Annotated in this window: 18 protein-coding genes; 3 read left to right on the plus strand and 15 right to left on the minus strand. The window is 46.2% G+C overall.

The features are described from left to right. Window positions 1–13: 13 nt before the first annotated feature. Window positions 14–712 (plus strand): response regulator transcription factor, encoded by a 699-nt coding sequence (locus J2Z66_RS32085; RefSeq protein WP_209976855.1) that lies wholly within the window; start codon window positions 14–16, stop codon window positions 710–712. Window positions 713–844: 132 nt separating this feature from the next. On the opposite strand, the gene J2Z66_RS32090 is transcribed toward J2Z66_RS32085, so the two are convergent. Then, window positions 845–1,924 carry an alpha/beta hydrolase family protein gene (locus J2Z66_RS32090; RefSeq protein ID WP_209976856.1) on the minus strand — a complete coding sequence of 360 codons (1,080 nt, stop codon included), beginning with the start codon at window positions 1,922–1,924 and terminating at the stop codon, window positions 845–847. A 161-nt stretch (window positions 1,925–2,085) separates the two neighbouring features. Here J2Z66_RS32090 and J2Z66_RS32095 point away from each other — a divergent pair, with 161 nt between their 5' ends. Beyond that, window positions 2,086–2,730 carry a thiamine diphosphokinase gene (locus J2Z66_RS32095; RefSeq protein WP_209976857.1) on the plus strand — a complete coding sequence of 215 codons (645 nt, stop codon included), beginning with the start codon at window positions 2,086–2,088 and terminating at the stop codon, window positions 2,728–2,730. A gap of 37 nt (window positions 2,731–2,767) precedes the next feature. On the opposite strand, the gene J2Z66_RS32100 is transcribed toward J2Z66_RS32095, so the two are convergent. After that, on the minus strand, window positions 2,768–3,664 hold the full coding sequence (locus tag J2Z66_RS32100) for a helix-turn-helix domain-containing protein (protein WP_312894870.1): 897 nt from the start codon (window positions 3,662–3,664) through the stop codon (window positions 2,768–2,770). 174 nt (window positions 3,665–3,838) lie between these two features. Here J2Z66_RS32100 and J2Z66_RS32105 point away from each other — a divergent pair, with 174 nt between their 5' ends. Further along, window positions 3,839–4,702: a phytanoyl-CoA dioxygenase family protein gene (locus J2Z66_RS32105; RefSeq protein ID WP_209976858.1), complete on the plus strand. Its 864-nt coding sequence runs from the start codon at window positions 3,839–3,841 to the stop codon at window positions 4,700–4,702. A 181-nt stretch (window positions 4,703–4,883) separates the two neighbouring features. Here the strand turns inward: J2Z66_RS32105 and J2Z66_RS32110 are convergent, their stop codons facing one another. The 13 genes from J2Z66_RS32110 to J2Z66_RS32170 all read right to left on the minus strand — a co-directional run bounded on the left by J2Z66_RS32110 (window position 4,884) and on the right by J2Z66_RS32170 (window position 19,882). After that, window positions 4,884–5,873 (minus strand): alpha/beta hydrolase, encoded by a 990-nt coding sequence (locus tag J2Z66_RS32110; protein ID WP_245376001.1) that lies wholly within the window; start codon window positions 5,871–5,873, stop codon window positions 4,884–4,886. A 515-nt stretch (window positions 5,874–6,388) separates the two neighbouring features. After that, window positions 6,389–6,892 (minus strand): DinB family protein, encoded by a 504-nt coding sequence (locus J2Z66_RS32115; protein ID WP_036683089.1) that lies wholly within the window; start codon window positions 6,890–6,892, stop codon window positions 6,389–6,391. A gap of 211 nt (window positions 6,893–7,103) precedes the next feature. Further along, window positions 7,104–8,297, minus strand: a complete 1,194-nt coding sequence (locus tag J2Z66_RS32120) for a winged helix-turn-helix domain-containing protein (protein ID WP_209976859.1) — start codon at window positions 8,295–8,297, stop codon at window positions 7,104–7,106. After that, a complete protein-coding gene (locus J2Z66_RS32125) occupies window positions 8,294–8,491 on the minus strand; it encodes a hypothetical protein (protein WP_171651293.1) in 198 nt (65 codons plus the stop codon). Before J2Z66_RS32125 ends, J2Z66_RS32120 begins: the two co-directional genes overlap by 4 nt. A gap of 220 nt (window positions 8,492–8,711) precedes the next feature. Further along, complete coding sequence (locus J2Z66_RS32130; RefSeq protein ID WP_245375999.1) at window positions 8,712–9,167, minus strand: cupin domain-containing protein; 456 nt, start codon at window positions 9,165–9,167, stop codon at window positions 8,712–8,714. A gap of 171 nt (window positions 9,168–9,338) precedes the next feature. Further along, window positions 9,339–9,755 (minus strand): SRPBCC family protein, encoded by a 417-nt coding sequence (locus J2Z66_RS32135; RefSeq protein ID WP_209976860.1) that lies wholly within the window; start codon window positions 9,753–9,755, stop codon window positions 9,339–9,341. Next, window positions 9,748–10,068: an ArsR/SmtB family transcription factor gene (locus J2Z66_RS32140; protein ID WP_091177034.1), complete on the minus strand. Its 321-nt coding sequence runs from the start codon at window positions 10,066–10,068 to the stop codon at window positions 9,748–9,750. The genes J2Z66_RS32135 and J2Z66_RS32140 overlap by 8 nt, the downstream gene beginning before the upstream one ends. Before the next feature lie 680 nt (window positions 10,069–10,748). Beyond that, the gene (gene htpG, locus J2Z66_RS32145; RefSeq protein ID WP_209976861.1) at window positions 10,749–12,626 is read right to left on the minus strand and encodes a molecular chaperone HtpG; all 1,878 of its coding nucleotides are present in this window, start codon (window positions 12,624–12,626) and stop codon (window positions 10,749–10,751) included. 179 nt (window positions 12,627–12,805) lie between these two features. Then, entirely contained in the window at window positions 12,806–13,081 is a 276-nt protein-coding gene (locus J2Z66_RS32150; protein ID WP_209976862.1) for a hypothetical protein, read from the minus strand. A gap of 148 nt (window positions 13,082–13,229) precedes the next feature. Beyond that, window positions 13,230–14,903, minus strand: a complete 1,674-nt coding sequence (locus J2Z66_RS32155; protein WP_209976863.1) for a ribulokinase — start codon at window positions 14,901–14,903, stop codon at window positions 13,230–13,232. Between the two features lie 55 nt (window positions 14,904–14,958). Next, complete coding sequence (locus J2Z66_RS32160; RefSeq protein ID WP_209976864.1) at window positions 14,959–16,071, minus strand: GntR family transcriptional regulator; 1,113 nt, start codon at window positions 16,069–16,071, stop codon at window positions 14,959–14,961. Window positions 16,072–16,177: 106 nt separating this feature from the next. Next, a complete protein-coding gene (locus tag J2Z66_RS32165; RefSeq protein WP_209976865.1) occupies window positions 16,178–16,387 on the minus strand; it encodes a hypothetical protein in 210 nt (69 codons plus the stop codon). A 435-nt stretch (window positions 16,388–16,822) separates the two neighbouring features. Beyond that, on the minus strand, window positions 16,823–19,882 hold the full coding sequence (locus J2Z66_RS32170; RefSeq protein WP_209976866.1) for an efflux RND transporter permease subunit: 3,060 nt from the start codon (window positions 19,880–19,882) through the stop codon (window positions 16,823–16,825). Between the last annotated feature and the right edge of the window lie 98 nt (window positions 19,883–19,980).

Consider the following 19,980-nt stretch of genomic DNA (forward strand, 5'->3'; position numbering starts at 1 on the left):
GAGGTACCCGCACATGTCCGGAAACAATATAATGGTCGTCGATGACGATCCGGAAATCATGGAACTGCTCCATTTGCATTTGATTAAGGAAGGCTTTGAGGTTATTAGCGCCAGCGATGGGCCGCAGGTGTTCGATCTTGTTGCGCAGCATAAGCCCGATTTAATCATCTTGAATGTGAACCTTCCAGAGATGGACGGCATTGAAGTTTGCAGGCAGCTTCGCAAAACAGATAACACTCCTGTTATATTCATTTCCAGTAATTCTGAAGATGATAACGTTATTCTTGCCCTTAGCATGGGTGGAGATGATTATGTCACCAAGCCCTTTAGCCCTAGTCAATTAATGGCCCGGGTGAAAGCACATTTGCGCCGGAGCTCTATTGTCGAACATCAGGAAGATACTCATATCCTCAAATTCCCCGGACTCGAAATTGATTTAACCAGTCATATTGTCAAAGCAGGTCAAACCTCTATTGCTCTTTCCTCCAAAGAATTCGAACTGCTGGCACTGCTGGCCAAAACGCCAAACCGTGTTTATAAAATCGAGCATTTATTCGAGCTGATCTGGAGCTTGGACAGCATGGGCGATCCGAGAACCCTTATGGTACATATAAGCAACCTTCGTAAAAAGATTGAACCTAATCCGGCAAAGCCGCGATACATTATTACACTTAGAGGTGTCGGCTACAAATTTAACGGCTCCTTCACCTAGATGAAAGAGACTGGCCTCTTCATGGGCACAACAAGAAAAACTCCTGTTGCATAGACGATGACGCGTTACCCATCATCCCCCTGCAGAGGAGCTGTTTTTGAAATACTTTAACTATCTTCGAGCATCTCTAAGCTATAATTCTTTTACATTACGGCAAAAACGCTCGATTCCTTCAGGATTAGGGTCTAATTCATGCCCTCCCTCAAAAGCACTCTCCGAAAATCGTTCACTCAGGTTCAGCTTGCTATAAAGCTCTGCAACCTGTTCGATTTCTTTCTTGGCATGTTCATAGAGGAAGGTCTCATCCTGCTTGCCTACATCCAGATGAAGAAAGCGCGGAGCAATCAAAGCACAAACTTCTTCATCCAGAAACGTATTGCCAGCATTAAACCAAGTGAAATCCGGCCAATCTATCACAAAACGATTGTTAATGAAGCAAGAGGAATATGCGGCTTTAATTCTGGTTTCTACTGCCGTTGTAAATAAAGTATAGAAGCCGCCGTAGGACAAGCCGATCATCCCGACCCGCGAAGCATCCATATCCGGTCTGGAGAGCAAATAATCAAGCGCCCGCTGAATTTTATAAATTTCCACTGCAGTTATGGAACTTCCCAGCTGCTTCAGCTGTTTATCGTAAAGGTTCCGGTCCACCCCAGGACCATGCGCATCAGTCCACAGCAATAATTGCGGGGCAAACACAGCGACCCCTTGCCGCAAAACTCTTCGCGTCATATCATTATAATTATTGTCCCCATAGAACCCGGAGCAAATCTCAGGTGTCCCCCCGCCTCCATGCTGGGAAATGACCAGAGGATGCGGCCCTTCTGTATCCGGTATAAATAAGACACCATAGGTCGTTAATCCATAACCAGCCTCTATTTCAACTCTATAAATGCTTCCGAGCTCATCCTTGGCAACAAAGCTTACCTCGGCTAGAGGCGGAGATGCCGCGGCTCCCTGCTGTGAACCGACATCATGGTCTGTCGTGAGCGGCCATCCCAGCATCCCCTTCAGCTGTTCACGGTATTGATGGCTATCCTGTTCATACGCAGCAACGCTCGAAGTATCCGGCCGAAAAAAAAGCTTGCGCTTTACTCCCGCCGCCTCGCGCAGATCTTGAATCAAACGATCAAACTCATTTTTTTGCTTCTCACGATATGTATAACCAACTGATATATCTTCACTATAAAGATAATGCTCCTGATTGCCCATAGCTTCTATTTCCCTCCAATGATAAGTTGCCGTATAGTTATAATTTACAAGCCTCCGCCTTAAGTTTACAATAGGACAAACAAGCCGTCTTTACACTAAATCCGTTTATTCCCAGCAACACTTGTACAATATTGACATTTAAACAACAAAGGAGAACTTCTATGAATGGAAAGCGGATCGTCATTGTGACCGGAGGAACATTGGGCCCCTGGGTTATGGATGAGATACGGCAGGGAGATCTGCTCGTTGGCTCTGACCGGGGCGCTTTATTTCTGCTGCAAAATGGCTTTGTGCCGGATATATCGCTTGGGGACTTCGATTCTGTAACAGAAGCGGAGCTTGCCGATATTCGTGCAGGCAGCAAAGCCTTCCTGGAATGTGATCCTATAGATAAGGACCTGACAGACACCGAGATGGCTTTCAACTGGGCCATGGAGCAGCAACCTGCGGAAATCACGCTGCTAGGTGCTCTCGGGACAAGATTCGATCACTCCCTCGCCAATATCCATCTGCTGCGCAAGGGCATGGAGCTCGGAATCCCTTGCAAAATAATAGATGCCAATAACGAAGTGATCCTCATCAATAGCCCCACCACTATTCACAAGGGCCGCTACACCCATGTTTCCCTGCTGCCGCTGAGCATGGAAGTGACCGGTATTACGCTGAACGGGTTTCTATATCCTCTTTTTCAGGCCACTCTGGTTGTTGGCCAGTCACTCGGCATAAGCAATGTGCTCCTTGAGCAGCAAGGACATATTGAGCTCGCCTCTGGATATTTGTTGGTCATTCAAAGCAAGGACACCTAGGTACCTTGACGCTTAGCTGCCTGTATTACCTAGACACCTAGATGCCTGGAAATCTGGAAGTCTGGCGAAAGCTTCCCGGAGACGTGCCGACTTCTTTTCTGAATGCTTTAGAGAAATGATGCACATCGGCAAAGCCGCAGAAGGAGGCAATTTCCTCCTGAGTGAAATCGGAGCTCACTAGCAGCTCCTTAGCATGGCCAATACGCATCAGCAGTAAATAACGGTGCGGCGGAACGCCAAACTGCAGCTTGAATAATGCGCTAAAGCGGGACAGTGAGAGACTGGCCCTTTTTGCCATGTCCTGTACCGACAACGGCGCCATCAGGTGAAAGGATAAATAAGAGGAGATCCACTGCAAGGACGGAGGTACCGAACCATATTGGCCGCCGCCGCTTGGCTGTCCATAGTCTTCAAGAAGGTATAGGACCAATTCAGTCGCCAGACTCTGTGCTCTGAGCTGCAGCAAGGGCTCCCGGTTCTGCCAGCACTCCACCATTTTCAGGAAGGTATCACGGAATTTCAACGGGCTTCGCGGGGTTAGCCTGACTGGAATATGGATTCCATACAGATCATTCAGCCTCGGCTGCATCAAATGCGAATAAGCGGAGAGATCCAACTGCCCCGCCTTGGTCGGGAAGCTGCTTTCACGTTCAGGATGATAAAAAATATCCATATGCACAAAAGGCGTCCTCGTATCCGACAACCCCCTCAAATCATGCACACTGTTTGGTTGAATCAGACAAAACTCCCCACCGCCAAATCGATATTCTTCCCCATCTATATGAAACAGGCACTGGCCTTCCTGAATATAAATCAATAAATAGTCAAGCAAGCGGCGCTCCGGCATATACCAAGGCTTCCGCTGCGCGAAATCGCTTTGGCGAATGAAGGGCACGACGGCTCTTTCCGCCAGTAATTCTGACAGGTGCAGCACAGCTTCAGCTCCTTTGACAGCTTTTCGCTACATTATATCAGAAATAATATCAGAAATACGGCTTAGTCAAAAAGTTATTTTTGACAAAAACACAGGAAGGGATGACAAAGTATTTTCACTCGGCAGCCCTTACAATAAAGGAGAATACAACTCCTGGAAAAGAGGTCCTTAACTATGGAAACTAAACGAAATGACAATCAATCAGCACAAAACATCCATGATCAATTGCCTAATTTTGAAGAAGAATATACCCTAGCCCCTGAACAAATAAAGTCCTATCAAAAAAATGGGCACACCGTGCTTCGCGGCGTGGCTTCCAGCGCTGAAATTAACGTCTACGAGCCAATTTTCAACAGCCTTGTAGAAGAGCTTAACTACCATAACAAACCGGTTAATGAGCGGGATACGTACGGCAAGGCGTTCATTCAGATCGGGAATTTGTGGGAAAAGAGCGAAGCGATCCGGCGCTTTACTTTTGCCAAACGCTTTGCTAAAATCGCTGCTGACCTAATGGGCGTGGAAGGTGTGAGATTGTATCATGATCAGGCGCTCTTCAAAGAACCTGGCGGCGGACATACACCCTGGCATCAGGATCAAATCTACTGGCCGCTCGATACGCATAATACGATCACGATGTGGATGCCCCTTGTGCCTGTTTCCGAAGAAATTGGCTCGATGACATTTGCCTCCGGCTCTCATACCCAGGGCTACATCAGCAAAATGACCATTTCCGACGAATCACACAGGACACTTAAGGAATTTGTTGAGAAAAAAGGCTTCGAAACCCCTTCCTACGGGGCCATGGCTGCTGGTGACGCCACCTTCCACGCAGGCTGGACGCTGCATAACGCACCAGGCAACCCAACAGAAACGATGCGCGAAGTCATGACGATTATCTATTACGCAGATGGCACCCGAATCGCCGAACCGGACAGCAACGCCCGCCTCAGCGATATGAACAGCTGGTTCCCCGGCCTCGCACCAGGTGACCTGGCAGCCAGCCACCTGAACCCTTTGCTTTACCACCGCAATGCTTAACATGGCTTAGCGTGACTGAACATAGCTTCGTTGCATAGCTTATGCATGGCTCAACATGGATTAGCGCCGCGGCGCGCAGAAGTTCGTTTTTCATGGCGCTATGAATGGAGCATGAACAAGCAAAAAAATGCCACGGCATCAAATGCAAGTAACCTTGCACATGATGCCGCAGCAAAATTATCTAATTGTCTGGTTTTACTTGTTCCATAAAAGTCCTAAAGTTTTCAGCGATTTCTTTTGAATGGGTACGGTATATATAATGCCCTGCTTCAAATAGCATCATTTTTCCATTTACAGAATCTTGTATTTGCTTTTCATGCTCTGGTATCCATCTATCCGTTACTGGATGATTCGCTTGTATAAAGAAAATGACGGGAAGATTTTTTGGGAATGTTAAATCTTCAGCTGCTCTGAAATTATCATACATTTTTTCGGCTTCATTTAAATGGTTGGGATTATACATGTTTTTGTGTATAAGAATTCTCAATTGTTCTTTTGTTGTATCATCATAGGGTAGTGCAGCATAGGGATCATCGCCTAGTTTCACTTGCAACCTGGCGAAACCTGATTTTTTGAGTAGATTAAGCACTCGTATTATTGAAGATTCAATCTTCCTCTCGCTGAGCGTTGGAACACTGCTGTCGAGCCCGACAAATGCAATCACTTCGTCTTCATATTTGTTCACATAATCCAGTCCGTAAAGGCCTGAAATGGAGTGGCCCATTAAAATATAACGGTCAATATGAAGGCGCTGCAGCGCTTCATGAATTTCACTTACAATGTTCTCTGTATTTCGTTCCTTTTCAGTTTGATCACTTAATCCATAACCAAAAGGCTCAATCACAACGATTTTGTAAAAGGGTGACAGCTCATCAATTAGCGGTTTAAAATCAAGAGCGGGCGCTGCCGTTCCATAACCTGGCAGGAGCACGATGGTTTCTTCGCCTTGTCCTTGAATCAAAACATTCATGTTTTTCCCATCTACCGTTACAGACTGACCATAGGGTTGTATTTTTCCTTCCTCTGATTTGCTGCTGATCTTATTAACGACAAAAACAATAGCTATAAAAAGGACGATTGCTATAACTAATACTGCTAATACTCTCAGTAAAATGATAAGCAATTTTTTCATCTTACTATCTGGTTTTCCACTTGTCGTGTCTGGCTTCATTTTCAATATGTCTCGAATTTTCACGCTCATCTTCTCCTGTCGTTATCTGTATATCAGGCTGCCTTAACTAAGTGCTAAAGGTACTAAAGAAAGCATAAACGACGAAGATGTACACCACGTGACGTCAATATGAACTGAATATGAACGAGCGACAGGCAGGATATTAGAACCGCATTACTGCCACAGGGCGAGCAGATATGTTCTAACTGAGGCTAAAGAGGATCAGTCCGACCGATAGTTTGAAACATTACATATGTACAAATCTTCCTATTTTGTGCATATGAAAAAGGAGCTACCGTGGCAGCTCCTTCATCGTTTGTAATCCCCTTCATTAAAGTTCAATAAATCTTAATCTCAATCCGCGTGGCTCAACTTATCCCGTAGTTCAATAGAATCAACAGTTTCAGTCCGATGGTATCCTCTTGTCTATGATTCAAGCCACCACTTTCAATCCTATGATAAAATACTTATAAATCCCACTATAGCCAAACGGCCAAAGCGGATATAATCTTACTCTAGATTACTGGAGGTAGCGCTCCGTACTCGGCCCACTGCTCTTTTGTCGGGCCGTAAAGATCCGGCACACGAAGGCCTGCCTGACGCATCAGGACTGTCATCTGACCACGATGATGAATCTCATGCTTTACGAGAATATCCAGCATTAAGCCGTTTGGCCATTGATCACCATACATATCGCTCATGATAAGCAGATTCTCATCTTTCCAACTGGACTGTATAGCATCAAGGAGCGCTTGTGAGGTCCTCTTATAGACTGACGCGATGTCTGCTGCCGAAGCTGGCACCGGCATATCTTCGCCCGGTCCTTCGAAAGACAGTCCCGTCCGAGATGGCATTTCGTGCAACGTCTGTACAAGGTGCCATGCAACACGTCCAAGCGTTCTATGATCGCTTGTTATCTGTTGGCCAAGAGACTCGTCGGTCAGCATCTCCAGTGTCCGCATTGTTGCTTCCGTTTCATTCTGCCAAGTTGCGGCAAAATCTTTAATGTGTTTATACATATCCAACATCTCCTTTTTGTAATGGAATCAAGTTTACTATACCGAACACTAGTTCGTAAGTAAATATTTACATTTACTTAAACTACCCCCGTTAACCAAACGAAGCTGCCGAAAATCATTGCGCTAATGCGCGGGCGCTAAAGGACGCGTCGGCTTACCTGTTTCGTACGCGGAAACTTGTTGGCAAATGTTACCGGGGAAACTGGAAATATCAGTTCATAGACTCTGTCGAAATCGTCTCGCATCCGTTGAATAATGCAAAATTTTGAAAGCAATTGTTCAAGGCTGTTCGCAATTGCTTTGTTGGCTTTATGTCGTTCTCGTACCAGATGTTTTTAACAACGAGCGTCCCGGCTTTTCGCTCCGCGATTACCTCGGCTCGTCCGATGAGGCTTTCTCCGTATAGTAGAGGCAACACATAATAGCCGAATTTCCGTTTGATTGCAGGCGTGTAAATCTCCCAGGTGTAATCGAATCCAAACAATACGTTGATCAGTTTTCTGTCCCATATGAAATTATCTAGTGGGGCAATCAGCTCGCAGCGCCATTTCGGCGCCGGATTTTGCAGAACGGCTTCAATAAGCGGCAAGTCCTCCGCGCGGCAGTACAGTATATCCTTCAATTGTTCCACGGCAACAGCAACAATGCGAGCTTCGTACAACAGTTGGCGGAAAACCTCGTTGCGCTGCTCCGCTTTCAATCCCCATATGTTCAGCCAGGCATCGGATGCGCGATTCCATAAAAGGCCAATAGCGCCGATTCGACGCAGTACCCGCCACTTGTGATGCTCATGCTCGCCCTCCAGCGGCTCCGGTGCATTCAGCAGATTTGGCTGTATGTACTTCCCGGCGATATCGTAATATTTACGCGTTCCTTTTTTGTGATGTATAATCAACTCGCCTGTCGAGTACATCTGCTCCAACACCGACCGGGATGAATTGTTTCCGCTGCTCCAGTGGATGGCCGATTGCCAAGTGAAATTTCCATCCAATTTTAGATCATCCGAACTTAGCGCACCGTGATTTTGGATGTGAGCCCGTACTTGCTCTATCAACGCTTCCATTTCGGGATAGCGCTTGGCATGTTGTCGGGCGGCCTGCCTGTACCGCTCAAAATACGGCCAGTCCTCGACAGGAATAATGGCCAAATTCTTGTCGGGATAATCGACAAGGCTTCTATCTTGATACAGCAACTCGGCGAGCATGTTCTTGGTAAATCCTTTGATTCGCGACTGCAACACCAGTTCGGCGTTTTTTCCGCAAACATCGATGGGATCGTATTGAATACAGCCGACCTGCCGCACAAAATCCAATACTCCCTGCTTTCCGGTAAATTGATATTCGCCCAACAGCCCGTGCTTCAATAGCAGAAATTGCCGTGCCTGGCGGTTCGTCAATTGGATCATGTACACATCGGCTCCTTAACGAAACAAACGGGAGTAGCTTGCACATGATGATGGATGGCGAGGTTGCTTATCTCAATAAAGTTACTATTTGCTTCTTTCCATAATGATGGTATCCATTGGGGAGCTTCATTAGCAAACCCCTTTCCTAATTTTCCAATAACCGAAAATTGCTCTTTTTCAATGATTTCAACCACGCCTATTCCCCCTATCCGTTGGAAAATACAAAAAAAACAAACAAACACATGTTCCCGTTAAATTTTACCATTGTCTCGAGCATAAAAACAAGAGCTATTGAAAAATAACTGCCCGTTAGCTTAACGCCTATCAGTACATCTGTACAAAAACTTTTATTTTGTGAAGAAGTAAAAGGAGCTGCCGCGGCAGCTCCTTCATCGTTTGTATAGAATCCTTTATTCAGCTATCGTATCCGTTGAACTCAACGCTCTTCCCCCATTCGACGGGTTGTTCCAGGATTACCCCGTCTGTCTCCACCCATTGGGTTAGACTGTTCTCTTTGGCTTGAATAACGATAAAATACAGGTCTTCCGAAGCGGACGTATTCCGCAACGCTCTTACTCCGTCAGGAGCGATTCGAACTGAAGTTCCTTCGAACACATCTAAATCATTTCCGTCCACTTGAAATTGACCTTGTCCTTTAAGAAAGATGTAGAGTTCCTCATTTTCTTGGTGTTTGTGATAGAAGGGGATTTCCGCCTTGGGGGGCAGATTATTGAGTGAAACTTCCATGCTCGTAAGTTTCAAGAAATCTTTTAGGAAAATTTTTCCTTCTACCATTCCTTCCGTGACGTTTCCAAAATTCGAAAACGCACCTGCATGGTTAACAGAGTAATTCGCTTGATTCGACTCCAATTTGCTCACCTCACCTTAGATTAATTGTTCCATTAATAGAATGATAACTGCCCTTCGAAGAGCGCCCCCAAAGACGCCCTCGTCATTGCAGACGTTGTCAGCCGTGGTTATTACTACGATTACACTCGTCAAGCCGGGACTTCCAGAGGTTTAGTCTAAACCAATGTTAAACTAAAAGGCTGGCAGGGTTTTGCCTGTTTCGAGCAGGCTCTTTAAATTGCTGAGAATGGAAGGCCAGCCATTATTAAATCCATCCTTCTCTAATATATCATCGTGACTGAGAGTCAATTTTACAGTAGAGTTCATAGGTGTTAATTCGTATGTAACTTTGGAGAATCGCTCCCCTTCAACGTCTCTGACGCTCCAGGTAACTGTGAGTAAACGATAGGGCTCACATACAAGAACTTCACCATGATGATCAACCTTATCTTTATCCATCAATTTAAAGCTGGAGCCAACTTGCCAATCTGAAATGATTTCACGACCGAAAAAATACTGCTTGGTGAATTCACTGTTAGTTAGGGCTTGCCAAAGCTTCTCGGGTGTAGTTGCGATGTAAGTCGTATAAACGAATGACGTTTCATTCATGATTAGAATCCTCCTCTAAGGCTTGCTTTAGTGTGTTTAATGCTTCAATCCGGTGACGCTCAAACTTGCCGATCCAGCGTTGATAAATTTCCCCGATAGGTATCGGATTAAGATAATGCAGCTTCTCACGGCCTTGCCAAACGATAGTTATAAGGTTTGCCTCTTCCAGCAGCTGAAGGTGCTTCGTAACAGCTTGACGAGTCATAGTCATTTGTTTACAAAGTTCTCCTAATGATTGTCCGTTATTTGCGAACAAGAGGTCGAGTAAATCTCTGCGAGTTCCATCGGCAAGTGCTTTAAATACTTTGTCCATACCCCTATTATATGCAACCATTTAATTGCATGTCAAGCTCAACTGAAAAAAACCTGTAGCATATCCATACTGTTCATTACATTATCCTGACCGTCCATAGCGCTGCACCGGCAGTTTCATATGTGTTTCCAATATTTTGTGCAGATGTCTGCCCCCCTTTTGGAGGAACCTGGTCAGATATTTCAAGCAATCCGGCGAAAAACGAAAAACGACTCCTTTGCTTTTGATGCGAACAGAGCCGTTTTTTTGCCATTGTTCCACGGAAGAAGAATCGCCGTAGTTATGGTCTAATATTCCATATAACTTACATTTTTATCCATATATTTGCGAGTGGTGTCAGCTACGCTGGTATTACATCGTATTGGCTGAAGCTCCCGGATCCGGTACCAGAAAGAGTAAACTACAGCTGCCTGCGGATCCGCCGCGATCGTAATTCAGACACTATCTATACTAAGCAGAGTCATGTGGACAAGTCAGGCTAGAAGTAAAAGTTACCCACAATCTTTGAAAAGGAATCTTTGCTACCGCAAAGCACCACCAGTGATCTCAAGAAGATATTGAATCCCGCCCACCGGACCCCAGGAAAAAAAGGCTGCGGCATCACATGCAAGGAAGCTTGCACATGTTGCCGCAGCATAGAGAATACGAGGACCGCTTTTTAGACGATTAATACGTTTGGATTAAACCATGATTTTACATATATCATTTGTAAATTCTACAGGATCTTGAATAGGCAATCCTTCTATTAGAAGAGCTTGATTGTACAATAAGGTTGTATACAGGTTTAATTTTTCCTTATCATTTTCAAATGCGTCCTTTAAGGATTGGAAGACGGCATGATTCACATTAATCTCCAGCACCTTATCAGCCTTTACATCCTGGTTGTTAGGCATGGATTTCAATATTTTTTCCATCTCTATCGTGAGCTCACCATCTGTAGAGAAGCATACGGGATGGGATCTCAGTCTCTTAGATTCTTTTACCTTCTTTACTTTATCTGCTAAAAGATTTTGCATATGCTCAAAGAGTTCCTTGTTATCGTTCTCTTCGTTTTCCGCTTTGTTGTCTTCTTCCGATTCGATACCCAGGTCGCCGCTGGAGACGGATTTGAATTCCTTCTCCTTGTACTGCATAATCATTTTGATCGCGAACTCGTCGATATCGTCGGTGAAGTATAAGATTTCGTAGCCTTTATCGGCTACCATCTCGGTTTGTGGAAGCTTTTCAATTCTTTCATTGGTTTCACCGGAAGCATAGTAAATATATTTTTGGTCTTCTGGCATTCTGGACACATATTCATCTAGAGTAACCAGCTTCTTCTCTTTGGAAGAGTAGAACATCACCAAGTCCTGCAGTACATCTTTGTGGCTTCCATAATCGCTGTAAATACCGAATTTCAATTGTCTGCCAAAGGATTTATAGAATTGATCATACGTCTCTCTTTCATCCTTTAACAAGCTTTGCAGCTGGCTTTTTATTTTATTCTTAATGTTCTTCGCAATTAGCTTTAACTGCCGGTCATGCTGCAGCAGCTCACGCGATATGTTAAGAGATAAATCTTCCGAATCAACCATACCCTTAACAAAGCTAAAATAGTCAGGCAGCAAGTCGGAGCATTTGTCCATGATCAACACACCATTGGAATACAGCTCTAAGCCCTTCTCGAATTCCTTGGTATAGTAGTCAAAAGGGATGCTGCCCGGAATAAACAAGATAGCGTTGTAGACTACCGCACCGTCCGCACTGATATGAATATGTTTAATCGGCTTATCAAAGCCATAACGCTTTTCAGCATAAAATTTCTCGTAATCCTCTGGAGTAAGCTCACTTTTGTTCTTTTTCCAGATCGGAACCATGCTGTTAACAATTTGTTCCTCTTGATAATCCTCAAATTCACTTTCGCTGCCTTCTTGCAGTCTTTTTCCGGTGATATCCATTTTGATCGGGTATTTAATGAAATCGGAATATTTTTTGATAATCGCTTTTAAGCGATACTCCTCCAAATACTCATCAAAGCTCTCGTCTTCGGAATTCTCTTTGATTTTGAGCACAATCTCAGTACCGATTGAGTCTTTCTCGCATGGAACAATCGTATACCCGTCTGCTCCCGTGGATTCCCACTTGTAAGCGCCATCTTCGCCCAAAGCTTTACTGGTCACAGTAACTACATCTGCTACCATGAAGGCTGAATAGAAGCCAACACCAAATTGGCCAATAATATCATGTCCGTCTTTTGCTTCATTTTCCTTCTTGAACGCTAATGAGCCGCTCTTGGCTATGATCCCAAGGTTGTTCTCCAGATCTTCTTTCGTCATTCCGATACCTGTGTCACTGATGGTCAACGTTCTGTTTTCCTTGTCAGCCACTACTTTTACAAAGTAACTGTCTTTGTCGAAAACCAGCTTCTCATCGGTTAAGGCTTTGTAGTATATCTTGTCAATTGCATCACTGGCATTGGAAAGCAGCTCTCTTAAAAAAATCTCTCTTTGCGTATAAATGGAGTTAATCATCATTTCTAGTAATCTTTTGGATTCTGCCTGAAACTGTTTCTTTTCCATGAATAGCTCTCCCTTCAAAATAAAACGATGCACATTTTAAGTATAGGTGGTTGTCTCTAATATTAGCACTCTAATTCGTCGAGTGCCAGCACATCTTGTTTATAACATTACTCACTTTTTATGTCAAGTTGATATTGATGATGATAGGGATGTTGATAGGGATGATGTGGATAAAAGCGCTAATTTTTGAACGCTCTTCCCAAAGCATTTAAATACCAGAGCGCAAGCAGCACAAGAATAGTCAGCACCAGATTGATGCAGCCAAACAGGATCAAAGATTTGCCGGTTCCGGGAGCCTGACGAAAAAGCAGGCCAAACTGTAAGATGGCAGGAATACAAAATACAAGCCAACTGAAATAAATTAATCTTTCCTTCGTAAATACGATTAACCCTAACAGGATAAAAGAGAAGGGGAGTAAAACCCAGGTAGATAATGATAATTTAAGTCCACTCATGTTCCATACCTCCTTTTTCCCAAATGATTCCCAACCAATTATACCATATTTTTCTGGTAGCTGAGCAGGCTATACTCCCCCACGCTTGCCATACAATGAGCAAAAAAAAGAAGATCAAAGCTTGTAGGCTCTGTTCTTCTTATTTGTCTCAGGCTCTAGCGTCTTCTTTGATCGCTTTCAGATGCTTCATCACATCATTCCCGCCGCGGCCAAAGTAATCATGGAGCTTGGAATACTCCTCGTACAACTTCTCATAGACAGCTGTGTGCTCAGGGATTGGCTTGAAGGTTTCCTTGCGCACTCTCGCCATCTTCTTGGCTGCATCAACAATCGAATCGTAACCGCCCTTTTCCGCCCCCGCTGCTACCGCGCCGAACATGGCCGCGCCCAATGCAGGAGTTTGCTTGGAGTCTGCGATTTTGATTTCACGATTGGTTACATCCGCGTAGATTTGCATAAGCAGCCGATTACGCTGGGCAAGCCCGCCACAGGCATACAACTCGTCTACAGCGACTCCGTTCTCCTGAAAAGCATCGATGACTTTGCGGGTTCCGAACGCAGTAGCCTCAAGCAGAGCACGGTATATCTCCTCAGGCTTGGTCAATAAAGTGCAGCCGATCAATAGGCCTGTCAGATCAGCGTCAACGAGCACCGAACGATTGCCATTCCACCAATCCAGCGCAAGCAGTCCGGTTTCCCCCGGCTTATAAGCGGCCGCCCGCTGCTCCAGCCATTCGTAAACACCGCTGCCTTCTTTATCTGCTGCTTCCTTCACATAGGCTGGAACCGCTTCTTCTACATACCACTGAAAAATATCACCTACAGCCGACTGTCCTGCTTCATATCCCATATATCCCGGAATAATACCGTCCTCTACTACTCCGCACATGCCTTCGACCTGCTTCTCTTCATCTGACAGCACCAAATGACAGAGCGAGGTCCCCATAGCCATAACCATCTTGCCCGGCGTCACCACCCCGACACCCAAAACAGCAGCATGTGCATCTATGATACCCACCGCAATCGCTGTACCCGGCTTAAGCCCGATCCATCCGGCCATTTCCTCCGTCAGCTCGCCGGCCTTCGTGCCCAAAGGCACTACGTCACCGCGCAGCTTGGTTGTCGTGATATCCTCCAACCGCGGATCAAGCGCTTTGAAAAAATCACGGCTCGGATAACCGTCCTGCTTATGCCAATTCCCTTTGTAGCCAGCCGTACAGCTATTGCGTGAGATGCTTCCGGTGAGCTTGTAAATAACCCAATCGGCTGCTTCCAAAAACATGTCCGCCCGCTCGTAGATGTCAGGAGCTTCATTCAGAATTTGCCATGCCTTGGCGATCATCCATTCCGAAGATATTTTGCCGCCATATCTGGACAAGAAGGCCTCGCCGCGCTCTTCCGCTATTTGGTTGATCAGATTCGCCTCATCCTGGGCAGCGTGATGCTTCCAGAGCTTCACCCAGCTGTGCGGATTGTCCTTAAGCTCAGGTGAAAAACAAAGCGGTTCCCCCGCTTCATCAATCGGCAGCATCGTACATGCCGTGAAATCAATACCCAGCCCGATCACGTCAGCCGGGTCTACGCCCGATTGCCGGATAACGGCAGGTACCGACCGCTTTAATACTTCTATATAATCCGCAGGATGCTGCAGTGCCCAGTCAAGATCCAGCTTAACTGACGAATCGGGCAGCTGTTCATCCATTACCTGATGAGGGTATTCGGTAACATGATCAGCCACCTCCGTCCCGTCAGCCAGATCGACAAGCACAGCCCGGCCGGATTGTGTGCCATAGTCTACACCTATTGCATATTTTTTGCCCATAATATGACTCCTTCCTCCTGATTATTCTCTTGTATTATACACTTGTACGTACAACTTATCGAGAGTTATTTTCTACTAAACTCCAGGTCGATTCGCGGATAATAAGCTGCGGCTTATGGATAAGGCTGTCCGCCTGACTATCGCTGGATTTCCCCTCAATGCGATCCATTAACAGCTCTGCCGCCTGCCTGCCTAAATCTGTTTTTGGATGAGTCAGTGTCGTCAACTTCACTTCCGCTGCTGTCGCTAATGAAGAATCGTCAAATCCGACTACCGACAGGTCTTCAGGAACATTTTTGCCTGTACGACGGGCGGCCTCTAACAGTTTTACGGCTAACGCGTCATCCTGACAAACAAAACCCGTCGGAGCGCCAAGCTCCCGGCTTAGCATCCATACCGCTTGCTCAAAAGGCTTCGTATCCATCTCCTCCGTCGTATAATGAATAACGGCATCCGGCTCAATCATAACCTGATATTCCCGATGTGCGCGGATAAACCCCTTTAAACGGTTAACACCCTGCAAATCATCCATTTTGAAAAAGCCGGCAATACGCCGATGGCCCATCCGAAGCAGGTGCTCTGCCGCCAAAAAACCGCCAAGCTCATCATCCACTTTCAAACAAGGACAATTCAACTCCATGTAGCATTCATTGATCATCATATAAGGCATATTTTGCTGCTCAAGCGACAAAAAATAGCTAAGATTGGGATTGCCCCAGGCACTCCTGGTAGGCTCAATGATCAAGCCGCTAAGCGGCTCATTCAGCAGCATCTGCAGGATTTCCCGCTCCTTGTCCTTTTCATTATCTGTACTTGAAATGAGCAGCCTATAGCCTCTAGCCCGGGCAGCAGCTTCAGCGCCGCGCAAGATTAAGGGAAATAAGTAATCGGAGATACACGGAGTAATCACTCCAATAGTTGGCACCTTATGAAGGCCGCGGGCAAGCGGGTTGGTTACGAACGTTCCTTTCCCCTGGACTCTGTACAGCCAGCCTTCCCGTTCCAGCTCACTAAAGGTTTGCCTGACCGTCTGGCGGCTCATCTGAAACAGCACAGCAAGTTCATTCTCGGAAAGCATCTGATCCCCAGACTTCAATCGCCCCGCCTGCAGCCACGAAAAAATTTCCTGCTTTAACTGCATATATTTAGGTATTTGCTTTTCTTTCATAGGTCACCTCAAGACCGAGCTTACAGTGAAATTCATTATGAGTTTTATGAGTTTTATGAGTTTCATTGTGAGTTCCTTTGTGAGTTCCTTTGTAATTCATTAGCAGCTAATCTGCAGCAACAGTCTGTGAATTTACCGCTATTATAGCACTCACCCAACTTGTATGTACATATCGGCCGAGCAACCGCACGAACACTTTAATCAAATGGACATCCAGCAAGGGCTTTCTTTCTTGATTGAAGGAGATTTCCTGGTTGGCAATGGCGCTTTGGATGAGAGCCGCAGCCAGCTTGCCTACTTTAACGATGTTTTTCATCGCTAAACGCAGCAGGTCCTCTCCACATCCTTATTTTAACGATGAAAAACATCGTTAAAACCCCTTTTAACCACCCAGAGAGGCCGTCCGTCCTCTTTTAACGATGAAAATCATCATTAAGTGGCTGATTGGCCTGGAAACACTGACTTTAACGATGAAAAACATCGTTAAGTTCAGGACACGTTCCATTCGGGGGAAACGTGCCGCTTACAGGATACTTACTTTCGCTCTTCCTCCCAACCTCCCTTTCCTCTCAGCTTCAAAATACCAAACCTGCCATGCCACGCTCAAACGGACTTATACTTTCCAGTAACTTCACAAAAAATGCCCCAGCAGGAGAATGACAATTCTCTCTGCCCGGGCACACATAGTAAACCTTTAACTGTATCTTCCCATCAAACGCCCGAGTATACCGAATTACTCCTTATTGTCAGTTTAGATGACAGCAGTTGTGTCGTGATCACTAGTTCTACCGCGTTCAGCAGCTGTATCGTGATCTGTATCGTGCCCCCCGGCAGCCCGCTGCCGTCTAGATTTGCGGAAAAAGAGCAGCTCATAGATGCATGGCACAATGACTAGCGTCAGCAGCGTGGCGGCACTTAAGCCTCCGATTACGACAATCGCCAAACTTTGGGAAACAATACTGCCGCTTTCGCTCGTGCCGAAGATTAAAGGCAGCATCGCGCAAATCGTTGCGATCGCCGTCATCAGAATCGGCCGCATTCTCGAACCGGCAGCCTCCAGCAGCGCTTCCCGGATACTCATCCGCTCCTCATTCTGTTTCACCCGATCCAGCAAGACGATTGCATTCGTAACTACAATCCCGATCAGCATAAGCGCACCAAACATCGCTGTGAAGTCAGGGGTGACGCCTGAAATCAGCAGACCCAGTACGGCTCCGATAGCAGCTAGCGGCAGTGAGAACATGATCGCTAATGGAGCGCGTAGCGTTTTGAAGGTGATTACCATGATCAGGTAGATGATTCCGATCGAGATAAGCGCCGTTATGCCAAGATCCATGAAGTCCTCCGCCTGCTGGGCTGAGGCACCTCCCACGCTCAGCGTAACTCCGCCGGGAAGTGTAAGCTCCTTCATCCTCTTGTCGATCTCCGCACCAACCAGTGATAGCTGACTTGGGTCAACAGTCGCCGTGACTCTCAAATAGGTCTTACCGTCTTTATGATAGTAGCTGCTAGCCTCTTCCGTCTTCACCAGCTTTGCAACTGACGAAACCGGTGCAGGCCCATTGGCCGTCATAATTGTAATACCAGACAAATCCTTCTCTGTATTGGGTTGAATTAAAGGATTCAGTACAACCGTTGAAATCTGATTATCCATGTTCAAGGTTCCAATCGGGATCGGATTTAACATCCCCTGCAGCTGCATGGCAATATCCTGAGCCTGGGCCTCTACCGGGTTGACCTCGAAGGTAAATACCGGTTTTTTTTGCTCCTGATTGCTTTTAACCTTGAGCACATGCTCTATAGAACGGATTTGTTCCATGACTTGAACACTTGCAGCAGTAAGCTGCTCTGCATCACTTCCCGTCACATCGACGAAAACATCAGTCGCACTTGCCCCTGATGCGAAGTCAAGCGCACCTGCGTTCAGCTCGGCTCCAGGGTACTGATCACGCTGCTGCTTGATTTTGGCAATCAAGTTCTCGGCGTTTTCACCTTTTTTCATTTCTATCATATAGGATACGAGTGTTGGCGATACTACACTGCCCATTTTGGCTGCATCAGCACTGTTCCCGTAAGACATGGATACCCATTTGGGTTCATTTTGTTCCACCAGAAATTTCTCAAGCTTCTTCCCTTCATCCACCACTTTATCGGTCGGCGTCTCATCAGGGTATTCAAGCGTGACGGTCAAATTCTCAGCATTGGAGGAATCGATCGCACCTTTGGGCATAGACATATAGATCCCGATGGAGCCAAAAAACAACACACCAGCAATAACAAGTGGCAGCCACTTATGATTTAAGTTCCAGCGAAGAAAGTTTGTGAAGCGTGGGGAATACTGGTGCTCTTTCATCCGAGTTTTCTTCAGGAAGGCTGCGCTGAGCAAAGGAACCACTGTAATCGCAACAAGCAAGGAAGCTAATAACGAATAGGTTACTGTCAGGGCAAAAGGCAGCAGGAAAGCTTGCAGCGATCCGCTAAGAAGACCCATTGGCATAAACACAGCCACCGTTGTAAGCGTCGACGAAGTAATGGCCGTAGCTACTTCCCCAGTCGAATCCTTAATAAGCTGGATGGAAAACTTTTCTTTTTGCAGGCGCCTGTAAATGTTCTCGATAACTACGATGCTATCGTCCACCAACCGGCCGACAGCCACGGCTACACCGCCTAGTGTAATGACGTTGAGCGATACCCCTGAGATGCTAAGCAGATATAAAGTTATGGCCAGCGAAAGCGGAATCGATACGATCGTAACGAGCGTCGCTCTAATATTACGAAGAAACAACAGAATAACAATCGTGGCAAATAAGGCTCCGAGCAGGACTTCCCGCATCATACTATTGACCGAATGCACCACAGATTCCGAAGTGCTTGAAATCACTGTTACTTCAGCGCCAGGTATTTCCTTATTCATACGCTCAGCCGTTTCATGCACGCTTTCGCCTACGGCAACGGCATTAGCATTTGCTCCCTTGGACACAGTAATCATCATGACATCTTTGCCGCCAACGCGGCTTATGCTTTCCTGGGAATTGGCTTGCTCCACTTTAGCTACATCACCAAGGGATACTCCAGGTGCTACAGGAAGCTTTTTCAGCATATCCAAATCCTTGATCTTTGCTGTTACCTTCAGATTGCCAGTAGCGCCTTCAATCGTGCTCTCTCCAACCGAGGCGGACAGGTCACGACCTTGGAGAACACCCATTAGTGCCTGAAACGGAACGCCGCGCTGTTTTAGTTGATCCGGATCGGCCGTAATCGTCACACTTGGTGCAGATTTACCGGTAAGCTCTACCTGGCCCGCTCCTTTTATTTTTTGCAGCTCACTGATAATGAGATTCTCGGCCCGATCCACTTCCCCGGCGCTCATCCCTTCCTTGAAGGAAATCGTCAACCACGAAATCGGAATCATCGAGGTATTGAACTGCACAACGAATGGGGGTGAAACCCGCTCTGGCAGCTGCACCTGACTGACGGCCTGCTCAACCTCCTTCTTCGCATCCTTCATATTCGTTTTTGAATCAAACATAAGATCAATTCGGGCATAGCCATTGCCTGAAGTTGAGAACATCTCCCGCTTCCCTTTGGTCAGGGACAAGGCCTTCTCCAGCGGAGCCGTCACTTGACTCTCCATGGAGCCAGCATCATAGCCGGGCCCGATCGCCGTCACCGTAACACTAGGGTTATCCGCCTCAGGCAAAAATTCCATGGGCAGATTCAGATAGCTAAGCACCCCCACAACCAGCGCCATCACTACGATAATTTGTACAGCCGCCTTGTTTTTAAATGACCAGCTTGTTAACCATTTCATTTGTTAATAACCCCTCTCAACCTACTCATAATAAACACTCGGAATACTTACCCTTTTGTTTCGACTGATTTATTTTACCGTGCTGCCACATGCAGATG

Origin of the sequence: Paenibacillus eucommiae (assembly GCF_017874215.1) — a bacterium.
In the GTDB taxonomy this organism is placed as follows: domain Bacteria; phylum Bacillota; class Bacilli; order Paenibacillales; family NBRC-103111; genus Paenibacillus_AI; species Paenibacillus_AI eucommiae.

What these genes read in the sequence shown, in the direction of transcription:
- J2Z66_RS32085 (WP_209976855.1), top strand. Translation starts at nt 14, where the DNA reads ATGTCCGGAAACAATATAATGGTCGTCGATGACGATCCGGAAATCATG.
- J2Z66_RS32090 (WP_209976856.1), bottom strand. Translation starts at nt 1,924, where the DNA reads ATGGGCAATCAGGAGCATTATCTTTATAGTGAAGATATATCAGTTGGT.
- J2Z66_RS32095 (WP_209976857.1), top strand. Translation starts at nt 2,086, where the DNA reads ATGAATGGAAAGCGGATCGTCATTGTGACCGGAGGAACATTGGGCCCC.
- J2Z66_RS32105 (WP_209976858.1), top strand. Translation starts at nt 3,839, where the DNA reads ATGGAAACTAAACGAAATGACAATCAATCAGCACAAAACATCCATGAT.
- J2Z66_RS32110 (WP_245376001.1), bottom strand. Translation starts at nt 5,873, where the DNA reads ATGAAGCCAGACACGACAAGTGGAAAACCAGATAGTAAGATGAAAAAA.
- J2Z66_RS32115 (WP_036683089.1), bottom strand. Translation starts at nt 6,892, where the DNA reads ATGTATAAACACATTAAAGATTTTGCCGCAACTTGGCAGAATGAAACG.
- J2Z66_RS32120 (WP_209976859.1), bottom strand. Translation starts at nt 8,297, where the DNA reads ATGATCCAATTGACGAACCGCCAGGCACGGCAATTTCTGCTATTGAAG.
- J2Z66_RS32135 (WP_209976860.1), bottom strand. Translation starts at nt 9,755, where the DNA reads ATGAATGAAACGTCATTCGTTTATACGACTTACATCGCAACTACACCC.
- J2Z66_RS32140 (WP_091177034.1), bottom strand. Translation starts at nt 10,068, where the DNA reads ATGGACAAAGTATTTAAAGCACTTGCCGATGGAACTCGCAGAGATTTA.
- htpG (WP_209976861.1), bottom strand. Translation starts at nt 12,626, where the DNA reads ATGGAAAAGAAACAGTTTCAGGCAGAATCCAAAAGATTACTAGAAATG.
- J2Z66_RS32150 (WP_209976862.1), bottom strand. Translation starts at nt 13,081, where the DNA reads ATGAGTGGACTTAAATTATCATTATCTACCTGGGTTTTACTCCCCTTC.
- J2Z66_RS32155 (WP_209976863.1), bottom strand. Translation starts at nt 14,903, where the DNA reads ATGGGCAAAAAATATGCAATAGGTGTAGACTATGGCACACAATCCGGC.
- J2Z66_RS32160 (WP_209976864.1), bottom strand. Translation starts at nt 16,071, where the DNA reads ATGAAAGAAAAGCAAATACCTAAATATATGCAGTTAAAGCAGGAAATT.
- J2Z66_RS32165 (WP_209976865.1), bottom strand. Translation starts at nt 16,387, where the DNA reads ATGAAAAACATCGTTAAAGTAGGCAAGCTGGCTGCGGCTCTCATCCAA.
- J2Z66_RS32170 (WP_209976866.1), bottom strand. Translation starts at nt 19,882, where the DNA reads ATGAAATGGTTAACAAGCTGGTCATTTAAAAACAAGGCGGCTGTACAA.